We start from the raw sequence: 17,415 nt of genomic DNA, 5'->3' as shown, positions 1-17,415 counted from the left end.
GAAAAATGGTCTCCACTCACATTCTCTCTGCCTACGACGAAGACCTGAAGTTCCTGACGCGCCGCATTGCGGAAATGGGCGGCCTGGCCGAGCAGATGGTCAGCGACAGCGTACGCGCGCTCGTCAACAGCGATGCCGGTCTTGCCCAGAAGGTCATTTCCGACGACGTCGTTCTCGACCATGCCGAGCGCGAAGTCGGCGACAAGGCGATCGTCACGATCGCTCGCCGCCAGCCGATGGCAGCCGACCTGCGTGAGATCATGGGTTCGATCCGCATCGCCTCCGACCTGGAGCGTGTTGGCGATCTTGGCAAGAACACCGCCAAGCGCGTCATCGCCGTTCAGGGCACCGGCGTTCCACGCCGCCTCGCTCGCGGCATCGAGCACCTCTCCGAACTGGCGCTGAGCCAGCTCAAGGAAGTTCTGGATGTCTACGCGACCCGCTCGCCCGACAAGGCCGTGTCGATCCGCGAACGCGACGAGGAAATCGACGCAATGTACACCTCGCTGTTCCGCGAGATGTTGACCTACATGATGGAGGATCCGCGCAACATCACCACCTGCACGCATCTTCTTTTCTGCGCCAAGAACATCGAGCGCATCGGCGACCATGCCACGAACATCGCCGAGACGATCTATTACATGGCGACAGGCGCGCAGCCGGAAGGCGAGCGCCCGAAAGACGATACCGCCAACACCGTCGGCGCGGTGACGGAATAATCTGGAAGCGAAGAAAGGAGACCATAGGCGCATGGTTCCGAGAGTTGCTGTTGTAGAAGACGAGGAAGCGCTTAGCGTTCTGCTGCGCTACAATCTTGAGGCCGAAGGCTTCGAGGTCGACACGATCCTCAGAGGCGATGAGGCTGAGCTGCGTCTCCAGGAGCGCATCCCCGATCTCCTGATCCTCGATTGGATGCTCCCCGGTGTATCCGGCATCGAGCTCTGCCGCCGGCTGCGTATGCGGCCGGAGACGGAGCGCCTGCCGATCATCATGCTGACGGCCCGCGGCGAGGAAAGCGAGCGCGTGCGTGGGCTTTCCACCGGCGCGGACGATTACGTCGTCAAGCCGTTCTCGACGCCGGAGCTGATGGCCCGCGTCAAGGCGATGCTGCGGCGTGCCCGCCCGGAGGTTCTCTCCACGGTGCTGCGCTGTGGCGATATCGAGCTGGACCGCGAAACCCATCGCGTCCATCGCAAGAGCCGCGAAGTGCGGTTGGGGCCAACGGAATTCCGCCTGCTGGAATTCTTGATGTCCTCGCCTGGACGCGTCTTCTCGCGTTCGCAGCTGCTCGACGGCGTATGGGGGCACGATATCTATGTCGACGAACGCACCGTCGACGTCCATGTCGGCCGTCTGCGCAAGGCGCTGAATTTCTCCAATATGCAGGATGTCATCCGCACCGTTCGTGGCGCGGGCTATTCCATGGAAGCCTGAGCGGCAAGGCCGCTCGGGCATTACGACATAGCGGCGGAAATATAAAAACGGGCCTCGAGGGGCCCGTTTTTCTTGGGTTTTGCTTATGGTTTTCAGCCGTTGTTGCGTCGGCGATCATGCACCGGCTGGTAGGCCATGCGCTGATGATAGGTGCAATAAGGCGACGAATCCGGGCTGTCGTTGCCGCAGAAGTGGAAATCATCCTTCAGCGGGTCGCCGACCGGCCACTTGCAGGTGCGTTCCGTCAGTTCCGTCAGGCCGAGCCGGCGGGAGATCGGAACGACGACATTTGCAGCCGGGCGATATTGAATTTCGTTGACGGAATCGACCTCGATCTCTTCCTTCAGCATGGTTGCGCCCTGCTGACGGGTGACCACCGTGCGGGTAGCAACGCGCGATCCGTAGCTTGCGGCGCGAGGCGCTGCGGCGCTGCGCTTCGGCGTGCGCGCTGTGGTTGTCGTGCCGCCCGCCTTCGCTCGACCGGGAAGGTTCAGGCGATGCACCTTGCCGATGACGGCATTACGGCTCACGTCACCGAGCTGCGCAGCAATTTGGCTGGCGCTCAACCCTTCGGACCATAGCTTTTTCAGCTTCTCGACGCGTTCGTCTGTCCAATTCATGCCCTGTCTCCGCTGTCGCGTTTCCGATGGCAGAATCCCTCACCATTGCCTCGCATGGGAACAAGGCGCGAAACGCTCTAAAATTGTGGTGACTAGTTCCGCCGCATGCAGTCTAGCAATTGGTTTTTAACCTAGTGTGAGGCTGACTCCGTGACAAGAGTCGCGAGAATCTTGAGGAATCGATTTCGAGGTTTTCCCCAACTTGCTGCCCAGGCGTGGCATTTCTGCAATAGGCGCCGCCGAACCCATCTCTTTCGCCCGCAAGCGCTATCTCGCACCTGCTAAAGCGCCAGTTTTGTTGACATCGCGGTGCAAAACATCAATAGTGCCCAAGCCGCCGCAAGGCGGCATTTTTGATTTTTTCGGACCCGTTTCATCAAATGGAAGCGATCGGTCCTTAAAGTTGTGATCGAGGAGATATGGCCATGGCCGAGACCACGCCGCTTTATGACACCTATATGCGCGCTCCGCTACGGTTCGAGCGAGGCGAGGGCGTCTGGCTGGTCACCGAAAATGGCGAGCGCTACCTCGATTTCGCGGCCGGCGTCGCGGTCAACTCGCTCGGCCATGCCCATCCCCATCTTGTTGCCGAATTGAAGGCCCAGGCTGACAAGGTCTGGCACCTTTCCAACCTCTATGAGGTGCCCGGTCAGGAGAAGCTGTCGAAGCGGCTGACGGAAGCCACCTTCGCCGACAAGGTGTTCTTCACCAATTCGGGTGCAGAAGCGCTGGAATGCGCCATCAAGACGGCACGGCGCTATCAGTTCGCCAAGGGGCATCCTGAAAAGTTCCATATCATCACCTTCGAAGGTGCGTTCCATGGCCGCACGATCGCGACGATCGCTGCCGGTGGTCAGGAAAAGTATATCGAAGGTTTCGGTCCGAAGGCGCCGGGCTTCGACCAGGTGCAGTTCGGCGATCTCGATGCCGTGCGTGCCGCTATCACCGACGCGACGGCCGCGATCCTGATCGAACCGGTGCAGGGCGAGGGCGGCATCCGCCCGGCCACCAATGAATTCCTGCGGGGGCTGCGCCAGATCTGCGACGAGCACGGCCTGCTGTTGATCCTTGATGAAGTGCAGTGCGGCGTCGGCCGAACGGGCAAGCTGTTTGCCCATGAATGGGCTGGCATCAAGCCTGACATCATGGCGGTCGCCAAGGGTATCGGCGGTGGTTTCCCGCTCGGTGCGTGCCTTGCGACGGCGGAAGCTGCTTCCGGCATGAAGGCGGGCACGCACGGCTCGACTTATGGCGGCAATCCGCTTGCCATGGCCGTCGGCAACGCCGTTCTCGACATCGTGCTCGCCGAAGGCTTCCTGCAACATGTGCGCGATATCGCGCTGGTGTTCCGTCAGGGGCTGGCCTCGCTCAAGGATCGCTTCCCCGACATCATCGAGGATGTTCGCGGCGAAGGCCTGATGCTGGGCGTCAAGGCGGCCATTCCGCAGGCGGAGCTGCTGCAGGCGATCCGTGCGGAGCACCTGCTTGGCGTGCCGGCCGGCGACAACGTCATCCGCTTGCTGCCGCCGCTGGTCGTGACTGCCGAAGAAGCACGCGAAGGTCTCGCTCGCCTGGAGCGTGCCGCCGAGCGTGCGCGCGCCGCCCGCACTAAAAAATCGGCTTGAGTTCAACGCCCGCAGTCGGGGCGTTCCTGCCCCACGCGGGCGTTATTGTTTTTTCTGGAGTACAGGTAAGGACATGGCTTCTCCGAAACACTTTCTCGATCTCTCTGCCGTTCCGGCTGCAGATCTGCGCAACATCATCGATGACGCGATCGTACGAAAGACCGCGCAGAAGGCCGGCACGGCCGACAAGCCGCTCGCCGGCAAGATGCTGGCGATGATCTTCGAGAAGCCGTCCACCCGAACCCGCGTCTCCTTTGATGTCGGCATGCGACAGCTCGGCGGCGAGACGCTGTTCCTCTCCGGCACCGAAATGCAGCTTGGCCGCGCCGAGACGATCGGCGATACGGCAAAGGTGCTGTCGCGCTATGTCGATGCCATCATGATCCGCACGACCGATCACTCCCGCCTGCTGGAGCTGGCGGAACACGCGACCGTGCCCGTCATCAATGCGCTGACCGACGATACGCATCCCTGCCAGATCATGGCCGATATCATGACCTTCGAGGAGCATCGCGGCCCGATCAAAGGCAAGACGCTTGCCTGGACGGGCGACGGCAACAATGTGCTGCATTCGCTGATCGAAGGCGCCGCGCGCTTTGGCTATCGCATGAATATGGCGGTACCCCTTGGTTCCGAGCCGAAGGATCACTATCTGAACTGGGCCCGCAACGAGGGCGCCGAAATCATGCTCTCGCATGATGCAGACCGTGCGGTCGCCGGCGTCGATTGCGTGGTAACCGATACCTGGGTTTCCATGAATCAGGAGCACCGGGCTCGCGGTCATAACGTCTTCCAGCCCTATCAGGTCAACAAGGCTTTGATGGCACAGGCCGGCAAAGACGCGTTGTTCATGCATTGCCTGCCCGCCCATCGCGGAGAGGAGGTGACGGACGAGGTGATCGACGGTCCGCAATCCGTTGTCTTTGATGAGGCGGAAAACCGCCTTCATGCGCAAAAGTCGATTCTTGCTTGGTGCCTGGGCGCGATCTGAAGATATCAAACCGCGCCTCAAAGGCGCGGGCGCAGTAGGAGTAAAGCAATGGCCGAAAATGCCTCAACGCTGGGTCAGTTCGATTTCGCCGGTGACGATCACGTCGTTCCCTTCCAGGTGGAAGGTTTGGACGTGCGAGGCCGTGCCGTGCAGCTCGGTCCGCTGCTGGATGCGATCCTCGCCCGGCACGACTATCCGACGCCGGTTGCACGCCTTCTGGCCGAGGCCGTTGTTCTCACCGTCCTGCTCGGCACGTCGCTGAAGTTCGAAGGCAAGTTCACCGTGCAGACCAAGGGCGACGGTCCCGTCGACCTTCTGGTTGCCGATTTCTCGACGCCGGAAAATGTTCGCGCCTACGCTCGTTTCGACGAAGAAGCTTTGGCAAAGGCTGTCGCCGAAGGCCGGACCGAGCCGGAGCAGCTGCTCGGCAAGGGCGTGCTCGCCTTCACCATCGATCAGGGACGTTTCAGCCAGCCCTATCAGGGTATCGTGGCACTCGATGGCGCTTCGCTCGAGGAGATCGCCGGCACTTATTTTCGCCAGTCGGAACAGATACCGACGCGCGTGCGCCTCGGTGCTGCGGAACTCTTCGATCGCGACGAGAATGGCAAGCCGCGCCACCGCTGGCGTGCTGGCGGCCTGATCGCGCAGTTCCTTCCAGAGGCGCCCGAACGCATGCGCCAGCCGGACCTGCATGGCGGTGATGGCGATTCCGGCGTTCGCAACCATGTCGAGGATGATGCCTGGGCGGAGGCGCGCAGCCTGGTGGAAACCATCGATGCCGATGAGCTGACGGATCCGCAAGTCGGCACCGAGCGTCTTCTCTACCGTCTCTTCCACGAACGCGGCGTGCGCGTCTACGAGCCGAAGGCCGTCTATGACCGCTGTTCGTGCTCGCGCGACAAGCTGAAGGGCGTCTTGAAGGGGTTTACGGCCGAGGAAATCGAAGCGAGCCAGGACAATGGCGAGATCGCCGTGACCTGCGAATTCTGCTCGACCACTTATCGCTTCGAAGTGTCGGAGATTGAAGTGGCCTGATGCCGCTTAATTCAGCGTGCGAAGCAGGTTCGGTGTATCCAGCGAGAAGGCGGGGATCTTGACATGGAAGAGCTCCCCGTCGTCCGTCTCCATCTGATAGTGGCCGAACATCATGCCTGAGGGCGTGTCGAGCGGGCAGCCTGAGGAATATTCATAGGTATCGCCCGGTTTCAGATGCGGCTGCTCGCCGACGACGCCAGGCCCGGTCACCTCATCCACCATGCCGTTCATGTCGGTGATGTGCCAGTAGCGCGTCACCAGTTTCACGGCCTGTTCGGAGTGGTTGGAAATAACAATGCGATATCCCCAGACATAGCGATCATCGTCCGGGTCGGATTGCTCCTCCAGATAAAACGGCTCTACAACCACTTCGATGTCGCGTGTTAGGGCGCGATACATGCCTGATACCTTGCCACTGCCCTGAAACGCCGGGCGCTTCTTGAAGCCCCATTGTCGTTTCAGCATTTTCAAGTCTGCGGCATATTATCCGCTTTCCACTACTCCCGCAAAGCGCAGGATATCTAGCGGTATCCTATAACCAATCCATTCCGTCAAGGAACGGCGTGATGAAATCTCGCTCATGGAGACGGGCCGTTCTGAAATTCAGTTATTACGGTCGATGAAAAAGGTTAGTCCTTTCTTCTCAAAGTATCTTGTTTCGCGCGTCATTTAGTCTTGTCTACCGTAATGCCCGCTGATGGGGCGTGCGGCGCGTAAATACGCTTGCTGCGATTACTGGTGCACTTCAAGCACCGGTCGTCACATCTGATTGCCAGTTGTTAAAACCTCCTGGCCATATAAGCCCTGTTCCTTTCTTATGTTCCTCTAGGGGAGCTTGCTCCGGATTCCCTGTCAGCAGGATTTCGGCTATCATCTGATTCTGGCATGGCCCGTGCCTCCCCCCTCCATACGGGAAAGTATATTTCGTGCAGGGCCGTCGATATCCAAACCGACTGTTTGAGCGCCTGGCATAAGGAGGGGTTGCGGTCATTGCTCGCAATAGGAGGTTTAGATGAGGCTTTCTGCCCCTGTTTATCATTTGAAGCGTAAGGCGAAACTTCTGTCTCGCCAGCAGAATATCCCCTTGCACGCCGCGTTGGATCGCGTTGCGGCCGGCGAAGGTTTTGAAGGCTGGAGCTTGCTTGCCAGCAAAACGAGCTCAGCCGTGCCCGTCGGCGAGCTGTATTCGCGTTTGAGCCCGGGCGATCTGGTACTTGTCGGCGCGCGGCCCGGCCACGGCAAGACCTTGATGAGCTTGAGGCTCGCCGTCGAAGCCATGAAGGCTGGCAATCGCGGCGTCTTCTTTACGCTGGAAGACACGGAAAGGGTCGTTCTGGACCGTTTCCCGGTGATCGGTGCCGATCATGCGGAGTTTGCTGATCTGTTCGAGTTCGACAATTCCGACGCCATCAGTGGTGACTATATCGTCGAGAGGCTGGCCCAGGCGTCGCGCGGCACGCTGGCGGTGGTCGATTTTCTGCAGCTGCTGGATCAGAAGCGGGAGAAGCCGGAACTGATGACCCAGGTTCAGACATTGAAGGCGTTTGCGCGTGCCAGAGGCGTGATCGTCGTCTTCGTCTCGCAGATCGACCGGTCTTATGATCCGGCGCTGAAGCCCGTGCCGGATCTGTCGGATGTCCGCCTGCCGAATCCGCTAGATCTCAAGCTGTTCGACAAGATGGTCTTCCTGAACAACGGTCGGGTTCAGTTCAAGGCTGCCGGCTGACAGGCTGCCACATCCTGCCATTGCCCGATGAGGGCAGGTCGAGCCGCCCGGAAAGCTTCCGGGCGGCTCGATTGATATCAGGCGGAAACCTGCTCGAGCGCGCGGGCGAAATCCTCGACCAGATCGGTGCCGTCTTCGATGCCGGCGGAGAAGCGCACGGTGCCCGGCGAAATGCCGAGCTCGGCGCGGGCTTCGTCCGTGAGGTTCTTGTGCGTCGTCGTGGCCGGATGGGTGATCAGGCTCTTCGAGTCGCCGAGATTGTTGGAAATCTTCACGATATCAAGCGCGTTCTGCAGCTTGAAGGCCGCTTCCTTGCCGCCCTTGAGCTCAAAGGCGACGAGGGTCGAGCCGCCGCTCATCTGCTTGGCGATGATATCGGCCTGCGGATGATCCTTGCGGCCCGGATAGATCACGCGAGCGACCTTGTTTCCTTGCTCGGCGAGGAAATCCGCAACCTTGGAGGCATTCGCCGTCTGCTGCGCAACGCGCAGCGGCAGGGTCTCGATGCCCTTCAGCAGCGTCCAGGCGGTAAACGGCGACATGGCCGGGCCGGTATGGCGGAAATAGTCCTGCAGGTTCTCGTCGATCCACTGCTTGTCGGAAAGGATGACGCCGCCGAGCGAACGGCCCTGGCCGTCGATATGCTTGGTGGCGGAATAGACGACGATATGGGCGCCGAGTTCGAGCGGCTTCTGGAAGAGCGGCGTCGCAAAGACGTTATCGACCACCACCTTGGCGCCGATCTGGTTGGCGAGCTTGGCGACGGCGGCAATATCGACCACTTCCAGCGTCGGGTTGGTCGGGCTTTCGAGGAAGAAGACCTTGGTGTTCGGGCGGATTGCCTTTTCCCAGTTCTCGGTGAAGCGGCCATCGACCAGTGTGCATTCAATGCCGTATTTCGGCGCGAGCGTCTCGACCACCCAGCGGCAGGAGCCGAAGAGCGCGCGGGCCGCGACGATATGGTCACCGGCCTTCAGCTGGCAGAGGATGGCGGCGGAAACGGCGGCCATGCCGGACGCGGTGGCGCGGGCATCTTCAGCGCCTTCCAGAGCGCACATGCGCTTCTCGAACATGTCGTTGGTCGGGCTGCCGTAGCGGGCGTAGATGAAGCCATCCGTCTCGCCCTTGAAGCGGGCTTCCGCGGCTTCCGAGGTGTCATAGACGAAGCCCTGGGTCAGGTAGATTGCTTCGGAGGTCTCGCCGAACTGCGAACGGAGCGTTCCGTTGTGTACGAGCTGGGTTGCGGGGCGCCAAGTCTTGCTCATGCCATCACCACTTTCAAAACAAAAAAACCGGTCGCGAAAGCAGACCGGTTCAACCCCGGTCTTTTTAGCCATTTGTTTAACGTGGCTGCAAGCCGACCGGCCAAATCACCACGGGATAAGTTGCAATACTGCCGTTGACGGCTTGCGTCAATTCCCCGAGTTTGGTTTTGTCTGCGACAAATTATGAGAGAGGCATGATGGCTCGCAATACTGGAATCTTGGCTGATCGCGCCATCGCAGCGCTCTTTGAAACGGGGCGTCTGACGAGTGAGAGAGAACTGGACGTCGATCAGATCCAGCCGGCAAGCCTTGATCTCAGGCTTAGCTCGCATGCTTTTCGCGTCCGCGCCAGCTTCATGCCCGGCCCGTCCCATCTGGTCGCCGACAAGCTCGACCGGCTGAAGTTGCACGTCATCGATCTCTCCGAAGGCGCTGTGCTCGAAACGGGTTGCGTCTATATCGTGCCGCTGATGGAGCGTCTCGACCTGCCTGAGGACATGTCGGCTTCGGCCAATCCGAAGAGCTCCACCGGCCGTCTCGACATCTTCACCCGCGTCATCACCGACCGGGCGCAGGAGTTCGACAAGATCCCGGCCGGCTATTCCGGCCCACTCTATCTCGAAATCAGCCCGCGCACCTTCCCGATCGTCGTCCGCCGCGGCTCGCGCCTGTCGCAGATCCGCTTCCGTGTCGGCCAGGCCCTGCTCACCGAGCCGGAGCTGCTGGCGCTGCACGAGACGGAAACGCTTGTTGCCAGCAAGAAGCCGAACATCACCGGCGGCGGCATCGCGCTGTCGATCGATCTTGCCGGTGACAAGGAAGGGCTGATCGGCTATCGCGGCAAGCACCACACGGCCGTCGTCGATGTCGACAAGAAGGCCCAGCACGATATCTTCGATTTCTGGGAGCCGCTCTACAGCCGCGGCCGCACCGAGCTGATCCTCGATCCCGATGAGTTCTATATCCTCGTTTCGCGCGAAGCGGTGCATGTGCCGCCGCACTTTGCCGCAGAGATGACGCCGTTCGATCCGCTGGTCGGCGAATTCCGCGTCCATTATGCCGGCTTTTTCGATCCCGGTTTCGGCCATGCGCCGGCCGGCGGCCGTGGCAGCCGCGCGGTGCTCGAAGTGCGCAGCCACGAAGTGCCCTTCATCCTCGAGGACGGCCAGATCGTCGGCCGCCTGATCTATGAACACATGCTGGAGCAGCCGAGCAGCCTTTACGGCTCGGGCCTCGGCTCGAACTATCAGGCACAGGGCCTGAAGCTCTCGAAGCACTTCCGGCTTTGATCGACTATTTGGCGGCCTTGACAGAGGCCGCCAACTGTTGGACATCTCAAGGGTGCAGGCGGGTGTAGCTCAATGGTAGAGCAGCAGCTTCCCAAGCTGAATACGAGGGTTCGATTCCCTTCGCCCGCTCCAGCAACCTTTTCAATGGCTTAGTCTACGTTCCGATAGCGAGAACAAACCGTGGTTTTACGGGCTGTTTTACAGCAACCTGTTCATCCCTCGTTCTTTTTCGATTCGTCCTGCTTGCGCTGGCGGGCTTCATTCAGCTGACGGATGGCCTCGCGCGTGGCGGCGCCGCGGCTGACGTAGCGTTTGATAATCTTCTCCACCTGATCTTCTTCCCATCCCATGATCTCGGCGATCATGCGGATAGAGAGGCCGGCTATATAGAACTTGGTGGCAGCCGTGCCGCGCAGGTCATGGAAGTGGAGATCGCGCTCCTGCATTTTTGCCTCGACCTTCGCCGTCCAGAAGGAGCTGGCGAGGCCGTCCTGCGTCCAGGGCTTCTTGCGGCTGTTGGTGAGGATGACGGGTGATCGCTTCGGGATGCGGGCCAGCAGCTCGTTCAGGGCATCGTAGCGGGGAATAACCGCTTCCTTGCGGTGTTTGCTCTTTCCGGTCGAAATGACGATCGCGTCAGGCCCGATATGCGACCATGAAAGGCGCACGAGATCGCCGACACGCAGGCCGGTATGCGCCGCCAGGTCAACGGCGAAGCCAACTTCTGCCGAAGCTTCGGTCTTCAGCTGCTTGATGTCGTCATCGGTCCAGATGATTTCGGCGCGCGTGCTGGAATAAAGATGCTTGATACCATCGCAAGGGTTCGATGCGATCTTTCCCATCGGGTCGACGGCATGCGAGAGGATCCGCGAAAGCACCTGCAGGCCGAGATCCGCGGTGCGCGGTGTCTCGGCATACTGGCTGCGCCAGCGGCGAATAACGGGGCGGATCTTCTCCGGCCTGTCGAACTGCGCGATCCGGAGATCGCCGAAATACTTGCTGATCTTGTCAAGCCATGGCGTCCAGACGCGCCTGGTCGATGCGGCGAGCTTCGGAAACTCATGCGTTTTGTAGTGAGTGATGATCGAGCGGAACTTGCCTTCATCCGGCGCCTGCCGATCTGCGATGGCCTCGTTATAGGACGCCATGAATTCATGTGTTCCCGGCGCGCCACGCAAGGCCGGCCCGCCGCGCCATGCGTAGTAGTAGACGCGGCCCTTAACCTTGACCGTGTGGATGCCTTTAAGCTCGACCTGCACCATGTCGTTCTTCGAACTCTCTCAATTCCCGATCGAGGTCATCCTCGCCGGTTCCCTGCGGAGCTGTAAAATGCCACCGCATACCACCATTCGGCAAGGTGTCGAGTGCGAGAGGGGTGAGACCGGCTTCCTTCAGTGCGGAAACGGTCGTCTTGATATCGCTCGATCGGATTGCGGCGCGCCGTGCCATCTCAGATCTCCTCGCAGACGAGCGGCGGCCCGCCATTGTGGCCGAGCATCGACGCTTCCTTGCGCGCCTTCCACTGGCGCTTGATGTTGAGGCTATGGCTGACTAGTTCGAGGTGACCGTCATCTGGCCGCACGCAGAGGCGATTGCGGCAGGCGTGGTCAAGCTCACGATTGCCTGGGATGTAGCCGTGCTCGTTCGTCCACATGACGATGTGGACGGCGACGGTGCGGCCGTTGAGCGACATGCGCGGGTAGTCCTTGCCGCGACCGTTCGATCCGGATGTTCCGCCTGTCCAGATCCAGCAGCCGGTGACCGGATCGATATAGACGCGCTCCATGATGCGGGCGCGGATCCTGTCACGCCGGCTCATGGCGTCTCCCCGCGAGGAACATCCGCCGATTAGCAACGTTGATGAGCGGGAGGACATCAACATGTCTGGTTGGGGAAAGTCGGTGATCGTCGAGACAAGCAAAATCGGCCAGCGACTCGTGATTATGAATCCGGAGCGAGCGGCAGAATTCATGCTGCAGGAATGGCCGTCCAGCATTCGAGGAAAGGCATTCGCCCGAGCGCAGTCGGTACTCCTCGGTGCGCTTGAAGGGAAGGCCAAGCCCGTCGCGGCGCGAAAGGCGTTTCTGGACGCCTTGAACGAGAGCGGGATCTATGTGTTCGACGAGTAGTCTCATCGCCCCGTCTCGACTGTGAGGGCGGAGCGGATGCGGGATTCGTAATCGGCTTGGGCGGCGGCTTTGGCTTCATCGAGGCCGATTGCCTCATGCCATGAACCAAAACTGGTATGCCTCCACCCGGCCTCACTTGCTACATAAAGACCCTGAAAATCGTCTAATGCACTTTGGTAGTATTCGTCTCGCTGCTTCCACTCCAGCATCTTAACGCTCACCGGCTGTGGCGATAGCTGCACCGTCAGCGCATTCTTCTCGCTGGTCGCGTTGAATTTGGCGACGACGGCCTCCTGCAGGCTAATGCCGGCCGTGATCGCCACCAAGTCGCAGCAGATGACGATATCGCCAAGTTCTTCGGCGAGGTCGGCTGTTGTGACGCGCGAGCCAATCCAGCCGTGGCGCTCACGCTCCAGCTTCTTAATGAGGTTCGAGGCTCGACCAGCAAGAGTGCTGAGGACGAGGACCTGAACCGCAGCCTCGATGGTCTCTCCGATCTCGCCGGCAAGCTCATTGCCTCGAAACGACAGATCCGGCTTCTGATCTGGGCACCATTCTTCCTGTCTCGCTAGATTGGCCGTGCGAAGGTCGGCAAGGGTGATGTTCATTTCCGGCTTCTCCAGTTTCTAACCACAATGAGCATGAGGACGAAGAGGATCGCGAGCGCTGCGAAGGTGAAGGCGCTGAGCTGGACGGTGGTCCAAGGGTCATCCATGGCCCAAGGCGCCTTTGACCTGCATCGGCATCAGGATCGTGTAGCCGCTCTCTTGTCCGGCGATGCGGAGCAGGGTCGGCGCGGCGCCGACGCCGATCAGCATTTCGAAATTGTCGCCGTCGTAGTGTGCGATGGCTTCGCGCAGGTGGCGGCCGTGGAAGCCGGTCTGGATTTCGCCGTTGGTCTCGACCGGGATTTCATCCTCGCCTTCGCCGACGTTGATGTCGCGCGAGCGGAGCGCCAGCAGGTCTTCCTTGAAACTGAAGGCGACGCCATTGCCGGCATCAGGCGTGACGGTCAGTAGCCGCTGGATGGCGTCGCTCAAGGCCCTGCCGCTGAAGCGGGAGATGAGGCTATCCGGAGCCGGTTCGATGCGGCGCCAAGCGGGATACTCGCCGTCGATCAGCTTCGTCGTCAGCGTCGTCTCGCCGGCCGTCACACGCATGCGATCGTGCGACCATTGAACGACCGCCTCGTCGGCCCCTTCGAGGAGCTTGATGATCTTGTCGACGGATTCGCTGGGAATGGTGACGGACTTCATGCCCGCAAAATCGTCCTGATCGAACATCGTCGCCGGTATTAGCCGCTTTTCCAGGCGTACGCCGTTGGTGGTCACCAACGAGACGCCATCGTCGCCTGGCTCGAAGCGGACGCCGCAGAGATAGAACTTCGCCTGATTGGTCTCGGCGGCATATTCGACGGCGCGCAGCGCCTTCTGCAGGGTCGAGGCATTCAGGCTTAGCTCATGCGAAAGGTTGCCCGCGTCGAGCTTGGGAAAATCAGACGCGGGCAGGACCGGCAGCTTGAGGCGGGAGCGGCCGGACTTGATCTGGATCTGCGCCATGACACCGGCCTGCTCGATCGCGTTGACGGCGATCCGATCCTCCGGCGCGTTGCGGACGATATCCGCAAAGATATGGGCAGGGCAGGTAAAGGGAATGAACTCCTCGCCGATCGTGGCGGCGAAGCGCGTGCGGATCTCCAGCGTCAGGTTGCTGGATAGCGCCGTCAGCTGCTCGCCATCGCGCTCAATCAGCACGTTATCGAGGATCGGGAACTTGTTCTTCGACTTGACGACATCGCGCACGACGGCGAGCGCTTCGGCAAGCGCCGGTTTTTCAGTCACGAACATTGGAGGATGCCTTCCTGCCGGCGAGAAGATCGGCGATACCGGTTTCGGTCGACGGGGGGGCAAGCCCTTCCGTCGAGTTTCTGTAAAGAAGATCCAGGGCGTCAGCGTTGCGGCCTTCGGCGATCATTCTGTAGAGATCGACATCCCAATGCCGTGGCGTTTCCACGCTCCGCTCTTGCAGCGCAGCAATGAGATCTTGGCTGCTGAAATCGTCGATGCTGACGGTTTTGTCTTCGAGGATGGCGCTCTCGATTTTCGCCCAAAGTTCGTCCCGGCGCCGGACCTCTCTCCCAAGAGTGTCATCGTCGACGTCTGCAATATCGAATGAGAATTCCGCGTTCAGTGTAATGACCGGCATGACGGGCCTCAGAACGGAATGTCATCGTTGAGGTCGCGGCTGAAATTGCCGCCGCTCGTCTGCGATGATCGGTTGGATGTGGATGAGGAAGAGCCGGCAGCGCGGTTGCTGTCATAGCCAAAGTCGCCGGCGCCATTGCCGCCCGGGCGATAGCCCGAGCCGTCTTTCTTGTTCAGCATGATCAGCTTGGCGTCGAAGCCCTGCAGCACGATTTCCGTGCTCCATCGGTCCTGCCCGCTCTGGTCCTGCCATTTACGCGTGGCGAGCTGGCCCTCGATGTAGATCTTGGCGCCCTTCTCAAGGTACTGCTCGGCGATCTTGGCAAGCTGCTCGTTGAAGATAACGATGCGGTGCCATTCGGTGCGCTCTTTGCGCTCGCCGGTATTCTTGTCGCGCCACTGTTCGGCCGTGGCGAGATTGAGGTTCGCGATGGGCCGGCCATCCTGCGTGCGGCGGATTTCCGGATCGGCGCCGAGATTGCCGATCAGCGTGACCTTGTTGAGATATCCCGCCATTATTCGGGCCTCGCCGCTTTGGCTGCGTCTTCCCGGTCGATCTGCTCGATACGGGCGACGAGAAGAGCTGCGGCGCGCACAAGATCGCGGCGCTCATCCTTCGGCTTCCACCACTGGCGCTTCCACGGCCACCACCAAGACGGATTGTCCATCGGGTAGACCGTATTGATTGCGTAGGCTGAGGCTGCGAGGGCCAAATCGCACGGCTGGCGCTGGTCATCGTGTTCCGGCGTGAAGCCCTCGACATCGATCTGTCGCTGGCGTTCCAGCATGACATCGGCAATGGCCTTGAGCATGTTATCGAAGCTCCCTTGCTGCGGCGGCAAGGGCCGCCTGGCTGACGATCCGCTCCTCGCCGATCAGGCGGGTGAGCATTTTTCGGAATTCCTCCTCAGCCTTGGCCGCGCCCCATGGGCGAATGGCGCCGGTCGTCTTCGGAACAACGAATTTTGGAAACTGGCTGGCGGCACGCGGGCCGAAGATGGCGATGGCTTCGGCCGCGCACATGCGATCGTCCATCGCCTTCACCATCTTCTTCTGCGCCGCCGTCCATGCGGCCGGTAGCGGCAGGCCGGCAGCGCCATAGATGGCATCATCCCAGCCCTCCTTGGCGCGGCGGATTGCCTCGCGGATGGCGAGGGATGGCAGCGTCAACGAGAGAAGCTGTTCCATAGGGCGGGTGATGTCGCCAAGCGCCCATTCGTGCCCGTCATGGAGGATGTAGAGGGCCGCAAGAAGCGACGATCCGCCTTCGTTGATGATCGCCTGCGCGCCCATGACCAGATGCTGCGCATCGGAAATGCCGCGCCCGTTGAAGCGGCGGACACCCGAGAGGGTGTTGCCCATCTCGATAAAGCAGACGCTAGCCTGATCTGGCGCGGCCAGATCCATGACCGTGCCGTCATTGTTGAAAGACCAGACCTGCTTGTCGGCGAGGCGGGGGAGCGAAACGCGCGCGGCTGCCGTCATAGGCACCTCACGGCGACGGCGAAGCCAAGGCAGAAGAAAAGGACGCTCGCGAGTGTCAGCTCGATCAAGCGCATGTGCCAGATCTGCATTTCGCGAAGATGATCGATTTGAGCTTCGACGCAGGAGCGCCGCGCGGGATAGGCGGATGGATCCATCTCCGCCAGTTCACGCTGAAGGCGCCGATAGCGGTCAAGAGTGTCGCTGTCTATCATGGGGGTGAAGGCGTTTTGCTGCATGGCGCCCTCAGATGTGCTTGAGGAAGCGTCGGCGCGCTGCGGCGCGTGCCTGATCGGCATAGCGCTTGATCACCGGCTCGGCGAAGCCACGATCCAGCAGCGCCTGCGTGGTGACCGGCCGCTGTTCGCCGGCAATTTCGCAGATCGCGTCGGCAAGGCGATCAATGATCGTCCGCGTGGGGCGCGGCTGCGGCGCGATTTTCGGCGCTGCTTTGGGTTCGATTGTCTGGAAACGGATCATCGCTGCATCCTCGTAATGTAGAATGCAGGCAAATGTGCATTACGCACACAGAAGTGTCAATCAGAAAAGTGCGAAACGCACATCAATGGCGATGGTACTGGCCGATGTGCGTTTTGCTACTCCTTTGAAACCGCATAGCATACCCGGCCAATGATAGAGACCGTATCGCCGTCATCTATTCCATCATCAATGGATATCGCGGCCTGAAAGCGCGGATCATCAGATTCGGGAAGGAGCCAATATTTTCCTTCCTCGTCGACGTGCAGAAGTTTGACGGTATGCTCGGCTTCTCCGCTCGCCCGCCGACGCTCAACGATATATCGCTTGCCGGCAATTGGCTGCTCCTGCGTTTCCTGAACATCCGTGAAGACGAGAACCGTCTTTTCAGGATAACGCTTGTTCATGGAAGGCCCGCGTGTCTCGGCGCCATAGAGGCGATAAGGGCGATATTCAGGATCGTCTGGGATGTAGACCGGGTATTGTGCGTCTTCTTCCCACTCCCAGGTCTCCGCCCAATAACCCGCTTGGATATGGGCCGCCACTTTTATTCGTCGCAAACCCGCAGGCGCATCATTCTCCGCGCCAGGACCCCGGCCTTCGCCGGTCAAGAGCCATGCGGCGCTGACACGAAAGGCTTTGGCGTAGGTTTCAGCCGCGCGTGAAAGACCGCGCGTGCCGTTTTCATGTTGAGCATACGTGTCGTAGTTCCAGCTAAAGAACACGGCCGCTTCCTTCGCGGTTGCAAAGCCCCTGGCCTTCCGCGCACGTTCAAGCCTTTTTGCGGCTTCTGGTCTGTCGTCAAATTCCATAGTGTGCAAATTGCACGAAATCGGTGTGCGTTTCGACTTGACACAGAAACGTGCGTTATGCACACTACGCTGCATGACTAAGCTAGACATTCGAACTCTCAGGGTGCGGTTGGCTTGGACGCAGGATCAGCTTGCCGATTATCTCGGCGTTGATCGTTCGAGCGTATCGCGGATGGAAAACGGCGGCCCGATGAACGGTCCCGTTTCGCGCCTGCTCGCCCTACTGGAGAAAGATATCGAGCTGCAAACGCCAAATGAGAATTCATGCGGTCCCCCTTGATCTGATGGGCTGACCGTACCCGCGCGCTCGCCGCGCTGCACCG

At 60.4% G+C, this 17,415-nt stretch carries 24 protein-coding genes, 1 tRNA gene and 1 riboswitch; of the genes, 10 read left to right on the top strand and 15 right to left on the bottom strand.

The annotated features are described in order from the left end of the window. The first annotated feature begins 5 nt into the window (after positions 1 to 5). Positions 6 to 719: a phosphate signaling complex protein PhoU gene (phoU, locus tag AC13Q5_RS21815; protein WP_075855303.1), complete on the top strand. Its 714-nt coding sequence runs from the start codon at positions 6 to 8 to the stop codon at positions 717 to 719. A 31-nt stretch (positions 720 to 750) separates the two neighbouring features. Continuing rightward, positions 751 to 1,434, top strand: a complete 684-nt coding sequence (gene phoB, locus AC13Q5_RS21810) for a phosphate regulon transcriptional regulator PhoB (RefSeq protein ID WP_004128368.1) — start codon at positions 751 to 753, stop codon at positions 1,432 to 1,434. A 92-nt stretch (positions 1,435 to 1,526) separates the two neighbouring features. Here phoB and AC13Q5_RS21805 read toward each other — a convergent pair whose 3' ends face one another. Then, on the bottom strand, positions 1,527 to 2,054 hold the full coding sequence (locus tag AC13Q5_RS21805) for a GcrA family cell cycle regulator (RefSeq protein WP_488503136.1): 528 nt from the start codon (positions 2,052 to 2,054) through the stop codon (positions 1,527 to 1,529). Positions 2,055 to 2,479: 425 nt separating this feature from the next. Here AC13Q5_RS21805 and AC13Q5_RS21800 point away from each other — a divergent pair, with 425 nt between their 5' ends. The 3 genes from AC13Q5_RS21800 (at position 2,480) to AC13Q5_RS21790 (ending at position 5,708) form a co-directional block, all read left to right on the top strand. Further along, positions 2,480 to 3,679 (top strand): acetylornithine transaminase, encoded by a 1,200-nt coding sequence (locus AC13Q5_RS21800; RefSeq protein ID WP_488503135.1) that lies wholly within the window; start codon positions 2,480 to 2,482, stop codon positions 3,677 to 3,679. A 73-nt stretch (positions 3,680 to 3,752) separates the two neighbouring features. Next, positions 3,753 to 4,670, top strand: a complete 918-nt coding sequence (argF, locus tag AC13Q5_RS21795; RefSeq protein ID WP_075855299.1) for an ornithine carbamoyltransferase — start codon at positions 3,753 to 3,755, stop codon at positions 4,668 to 4,670. A gap of 48 nt (positions 4,671 to 4,718) precedes the next feature. Next, on the top strand, positions 4,719 to 5,708 hold the full coding sequence (locus AC13Q5_RS21790) for an Hsp33 family molecular chaperone (RefSeq protein ID WP_075855297.1): 990 nt from the start codon (positions 4,719 to 4,721) through the stop codon (positions 5,706 to 5,708). A 6-nt stretch (positions 5,709 to 5,714) separates the two neighbouring features. Here the strand turns inward: AC13Q5_RS21790 and apaG are convergent, their stop codons facing one another. Then, complete coding sequence (gene apaG / locus AC13Q5_RS21785) at positions 5,715 to 6,107, bottom strand: Co2+/Mg2+ efflux protein ApaG (RefSeq protein WP_075855483.1); 393 nt, start codon at positions 6,105 to 6,107, stop codon at positions 5,715 to 5,717. 613 nt (positions 6,108 to 6,720) lie between these two features. Here apaG and AC13Q5_RS21780 point away from each other — a divergent pair. After that, the gene (locus AC13Q5_RS21780; RefSeq protein ID WP_488503134.1) at positions 6,721 to 7,434 is read left to right on the top strand and encodes a DNA helicase; all 714 of its coding nucleotides are present in this window, start codon (positions 6,721 to 6,723) and stop codon (positions 7,432 to 7,434) included. A 77-nt stretch (positions 7,435 to 7,511) separates the two neighbouring features. On the opposite strand, the gene AC13Q5_RS21775 is transcribed toward AC13Q5_RS21780, so the two are convergent. After that, positions 7,512 to 8,699, bottom strand: a complete 1,188-nt coding sequence (locus tag AC13Q5_RS21775) for an O-succinylhomoserine sulfhydrylase (RefSeq protein WP_488503133.1) — start codon at positions 8,697 to 8,699, stop codon at positions 7,512 to 7,514. A 43-nt stretch (positions 8,700 to 8,742) separates the two neighbouring features. Further along, positions 8,743 to 8,821: riboswitch (SAM riboswitch) on the bottom strand. A gap of 72 nt (positions 8,822 to 8,893) precedes the next feature. Here AC13Q5_RS21775 and AC13Q5_RS21770 point away from each other — a divergent pair. Then, positions 8,894 to 9,988 carry a 2'-deoxycytidine 5'-triphosphate deaminase gene (locus tag AC13Q5_RS21770; RefSeq protein ID WP_075855293.1) on the top strand — a complete coding sequence of 365 codons (1,095 nt, stop codon included), beginning with the start codon at positions 8,894 to 8,896 and terminating at the stop codon, positions 9,986 to 9,988. 58 nt (positions 9,989 to 10,046) lie between these two features. After that, positions 10,047 to 10,120: transfer RNA gene (locus tag AC13Q5_RS21765), tRNA-Gly, on the top strand. A gap of 80 nt (positions 10,121 to 10,200) precedes the next feature. Here the strand turns inward: AC13Q5_RS21765 and AC13Q5_RS21760 are convergent. Genes AC13Q5_RS21760 through AC13Q5_RS21750 form a run of 3 tightly spaced genes read right to left on the bottom strand, consistent with a single transcriptional unit; the run spans position 10,201 to position 11,807 of the window. Next, positions 10,201 to 11,250: a tyrosine-type recombinase/integrase gene (locus tag AC13Q5_RS21760; protein WP_488503132.1), complete on the bottom strand. Its 1,050-nt coding sequence runs from the start codon at positions 11,248 to 11,250 to the stop codon at positions 10,201 to 10,203. Next, positions 11,231 to 11,437, bottom strand: coding sequence for a hypothetical protein (locus tag AC13Q5_RS21755; protein WP_285203978.1), 207 nt, complete (start codon positions 11,435 to 11,437; stop codon positions 11,231 to 11,233). The genes AC13Q5_RS21760 and AC13Q5_RS21755 overlap by 20 nt, the downstream gene beginning before the upstream one ends. 1 nt (position 11,438) lies before the next feature. Next, entirely contained in the window at positions 11,439 to 11,807 is a 369-nt protein-coding gene (locus tag AC13Q5_RS21750; protein ID WP_488503131.1) for an HNH endonuclease signature motif containing protein, read from the bottom strand. A gap of 61 nt (positions 11,808 to 11,868) precedes the next feature. On the opposite strand from AC13Q5_RS21750, the gene AC13Q5_RS21745 reads away from it, so the two are divergent. Continuing rightward, on the top strand, positions 11,869 to 12,117 hold the full coding sequence (locus AC13Q5_RS21745; protein WP_488503130.1) for a DUF982 domain-containing protein: 249 nt from the start codon (positions 11,869 to 11,871) through the stop codon (positions 12,115 to 12,117). Positions 12,118 to 12,119: 2 nt separating this feature from the next. On the opposite strand, the gene AC13Q5_RS21740 is transcribed toward AC13Q5_RS21745, so the two are convergent. The 9 genes from AC13Q5_RS21740 to AC13Q5_RS21700 all read right to left on the bottom strand — a co-directional run bounded on the left by AC13Q5_RS21740 (position 12,120) and on the right by AC13Q5_RS21700 (position 17,092). Beyond that, positions 12,120 to 12,725 (bottom strand): hypothetical protein, encoded by a 606-nt coding sequence (locus AC13Q5_RS21740; RefSeq protein ID WP_488503129.1) that lies wholly within the window; start codon positions 12,723 to 12,725, stop codon positions 12,120 to 12,122. 99 nt (positions 12,726 to 12,824) lie between these two features. Next, positions 12,825 to 13,964, bottom strand: coding sequence for a DNA polymerase III subunit beta (gene dnaN / locus AC13Q5_RS21735; protein WP_488503128.1), 1,140 nt, complete (start codon positions 13,962 to 13,964; stop codon positions 12,825 to 12,827). Further along, the gene (locus AC13Q5_RS21730; protein ID WP_488503127.1) at positions 13,951 to 14,322 is read right to left on the bottom strand and encodes a hypothetical protein; all 372 of its coding nucleotides are present in this window, start codon (positions 14,320 to 14,322) and stop codon (positions 13,951 to 13,953) included. The genes dnaN and AC13Q5_RS21730 overlap by 14 nt, the downstream gene beginning before the upstream one ends. Positions 14,323 to 14,330: 8 nt before the next feature. Next, complete coding sequence (locus tag AC13Q5_RS21725) at positions 14,331 to 14,837, bottom strand: single-stranded DNA-binding protein (protein ID WP_488503126.1); 507 nt, start codon at positions 14,835 to 14,837, stop codon at positions 14,331 to 14,333. Beyond that, positions 14,837 to 15,133 (bottom strand): hypothetical protein, encoded by a 297-nt coding sequence (locus tag AC13Q5_RS21720; RefSeq protein WP_488503125.1) that lies wholly within the window; start codon positions 15,131 to 15,133, stop codon positions 14,837 to 14,839. The genes AC13Q5_RS21725 and AC13Q5_RS21720 overlap by 1 nt, the downstream gene beginning before the upstream one ends. 1 nt (position 15,134) lies before the next feature. Continuing rightward, positions 15,135 to 15,806 (bottom strand): hypothetical protein, encoded by a 672-nt coding sequence (locus tag AC13Q5_RS21715; protein ID WP_488503124.1) that lies wholly within the window; start codon positions 15,804 to 15,806, stop codon positions 15,135 to 15,137. Then, on the bottom strand, positions 15,803 to 16,042 hold the full coding sequence (locus AC13Q5_RS21710; protein WP_488503123.1) for a hypothetical protein: 240 nt from the start codon (positions 16,040 to 16,042) through the stop codon (positions 15,803 to 15,805). Before AC13Q5_RS21710 ends, AC13Q5_RS21715 begins: the two co-directional genes overlap by 4 nt. A 7-nt stretch (positions 16,043 to 16,049) precedes the next feature. Next, positions 16,050 to 16,283: a hypothetical protein gene (locus AC13Q5_RS21705; RefSeq protein ID WP_488503122.1), complete on the bottom strand. Its 234-nt coding sequence runs from the start codon at positions 16,281 to 16,283 to the stop codon at positions 16,050 to 16,052. A gap of 116 nt (positions 16,284 to 16,399) precedes the next feature. Further along, entirely contained in the window at positions 16,400 to 17,092 is a 693-nt protein-coding gene (locus tag AC13Q5_RS21700) for a S24 family peptidase (protein ID WP_488503121.1), read from the bottom strand. A gap of 73 nt (positions 17,093 to 17,165) precedes the next feature. On the opposite strand from AC13Q5_RS21700, the gene AC13Q5_RS21695 reads away from it, so the two are divergent. Further along, on the top strand, positions 17,166 to 17,372 hold the full coding sequence (locus AC13Q5_RS21695; protein WP_488503120.1) for a helix-turn-helix domain-containing protein: 207 nt from the start codon (positions 17,166 to 17,168) through the stop codon (positions 17,370 to 17,372). Positions 17,373 to 17,415 lie beyond the last annotated feature (43 nt).

It is taken from the genome of Martinezella sp. CNPSo 3964, assembly GCF_057784375.1.
The sequence above is the reverse complement of the archived record's forward strand: the minus strand, read 5'-3'. Positions and strand labels throughout refer to the sequence as shown.

What these genes read in the sequence shown, in the direction of transcription:
- phoU (WP_075855303.1), top strand. Translation starts at nt 6, where the DNA reads ATGGTCTCCACTCACATTCTCTCTGCCTACGACGAAGACCTGAAGTTC.
- phoB (WP_004128368.1), top strand. Translation starts at nt 751, where the DNA reads ATGGTTCCGAGAGTTGCTGTTGTAGAAGACGAGGAAGCGCTTAGCGTT.
- AC13Q5_RS21805 (WP_488503136.1), bottom strand. Translation starts at nt 2,054, where the DNA reads ATGAATTGGACAGACGAACGCGTCGAGAAGCTGAAAAAGCTATGGTCC.
- AC13Q5_RS21800 (WP_488503135.1), top strand. Translation starts at nt 2,480, where the DNA reads ATGGCCGAGACCACGCCGCTTTATGACACCTATATGCGCGCTCCGCTA.
- argF (WP_075855299.1), top strand. Translation starts at nt 3,753, where the DNA reads ATGGCTTCTCCGAAACACTTTCTCGATCTCTCTGCCGTTCCGGCTGCA.
- AC13Q5_RS21790 (WP_075855297.1), top strand. Translation starts at nt 4,719, where the DNA reads ATGGCCGAAAATGCCTCAACGCTGGGTCAGTTCGATTTCGCCGGTGAC.
- apaG (WP_075855483.1), bottom strand. Translation starts at nt 6,107, where the DNA reads ATGTATCGCGCCCTAACACGCGACATCGAAGTGGTTGTAGAGCCGTTT.
- AC13Q5_RS21780 (WP_488503134.1), top strand. Translation starts at nt 6,721, where the DNA reads ATGAGGCTTTCTGCCCCTGTTTATCATTTGAAGCGTAAGGCGAAACTT.
- AC13Q5_RS21775 (WP_488503133.1), bottom strand. Translation starts at nt 8,699, where the DNA reads ATGAGCAAGACTTGGCGCCCCGCAACCCAGCTCGTACACAACGGAACG.
- AC13Q5_RS21770 (WP_075855293.1), top strand. Translation starts at nt 8,894, where the DNA reads ATGATGGCTCGCAATACTGGAATCTTGGCTGATCGCGCCATCGCAGCG.
- AC13Q5_RS21760 (WP_488503132.1), bottom strand. Translation starts at nt 11,250, where the DNA reads ATGGTGCAGGTCGAGCTTAAAGGCATCCACACGGTCAAGGTTAAGGGC.
- AC13Q5_RS21755 (WP_285203978.1), bottom strand. Translation starts at nt 11,437, where the DNA reads ATGGCACGGCGCGCCGCAATCCGATCGAGCGATATCAAGACGACCGTT.
- AC13Q5_RS21750 (WP_488503131.1), bottom strand. Translation starts at nt 11,807, where the DNA reads ATGAGCCGGCGTGACAGGATCCGCGCCCGCATCATGGAGCGCGTCTAT.
- AC13Q5_RS21745 (WP_488503130.1), top strand. Translation starts at nt 11,869, where the DNA reads ATGTCTGGTTGGGGAAAGTCGGTGATCGTCGAGACAAGCAAAATCGGC.
- AC13Q5_RS21740 (WP_488503129.1), bottom strand. Translation starts at nt 12,725, where the DNA reads ATGAACATCACCCTTGCCGACCTTCGCACGGCCAATCTAGCGAGACAG.
- dnaN (WP_488503128.1), bottom strand. Translation starts at nt 13,964, where the DNA reads ATGTTCGTGACTGAAAAACCGGCGCTTGCCGAAGCGCTCGCCGTCGTG.
- AC13Q5_RS21730 (WP_488503127.1), bottom strand. Translation starts at nt 14,322, where the DNA reads ATGCCGGTCATTACACTGAACGCGGAATTCTCATTCGATATTGCAGAC.
- AC13Q5_RS21725 (WP_488503126.1), bottom strand. Translation starts at nt 14,837, where the DNA reads ATGGCGGGATATCTCAACAAGGTCACGCTGATCGGCAATCTCGGCGCC.
- AC13Q5_RS21720 (WP_488503125.1), bottom strand. Translation starts at nt 15,133, where the DNA reads ATGCTCAAGGCCATTGCCGATGTCATGCTGGAACGCCAGCGACAGATC.
- AC13Q5_RS21715 (WP_488503124.1), bottom strand. Translation starts at nt 15,806, where the DNA reads ATGACGGCAGCCGCGCGCGTTTCGCTCCCCCGCCTCGCCGACAAGCAG.
- AC13Q5_RS21710 (WP_488503123.1), bottom strand. Translation starts at nt 16,042, where the DNA reads ATGCAGCAAAACGCCTTCACCCCCATGATAGACAGCGACACTCTTGAC.
- AC13Q5_RS21705 (WP_488503122.1), bottom strand. Translation starts at nt 16,283, where the DNA reads ATGATCCGTTTCCAGACAATCGAACCCAAAGCAGCGCCGAAAATCGCG.
- AC13Q5_RS21700 (WP_488503121.1), bottom strand. Translation starts at nt 17,092, where the DNA reads ATGGAATTTGACGACAGACCAGAAGCCGCAAAAAGGCTTGAACGTGCG.
- AC13Q5_RS21695 (WP_488503120.1), top strand. Translation starts at nt 17,166, where the DNA reads ATGACTAAGCTAGACATTCGAACTCTCAGGGTGCGGTTGGCTTGGACG.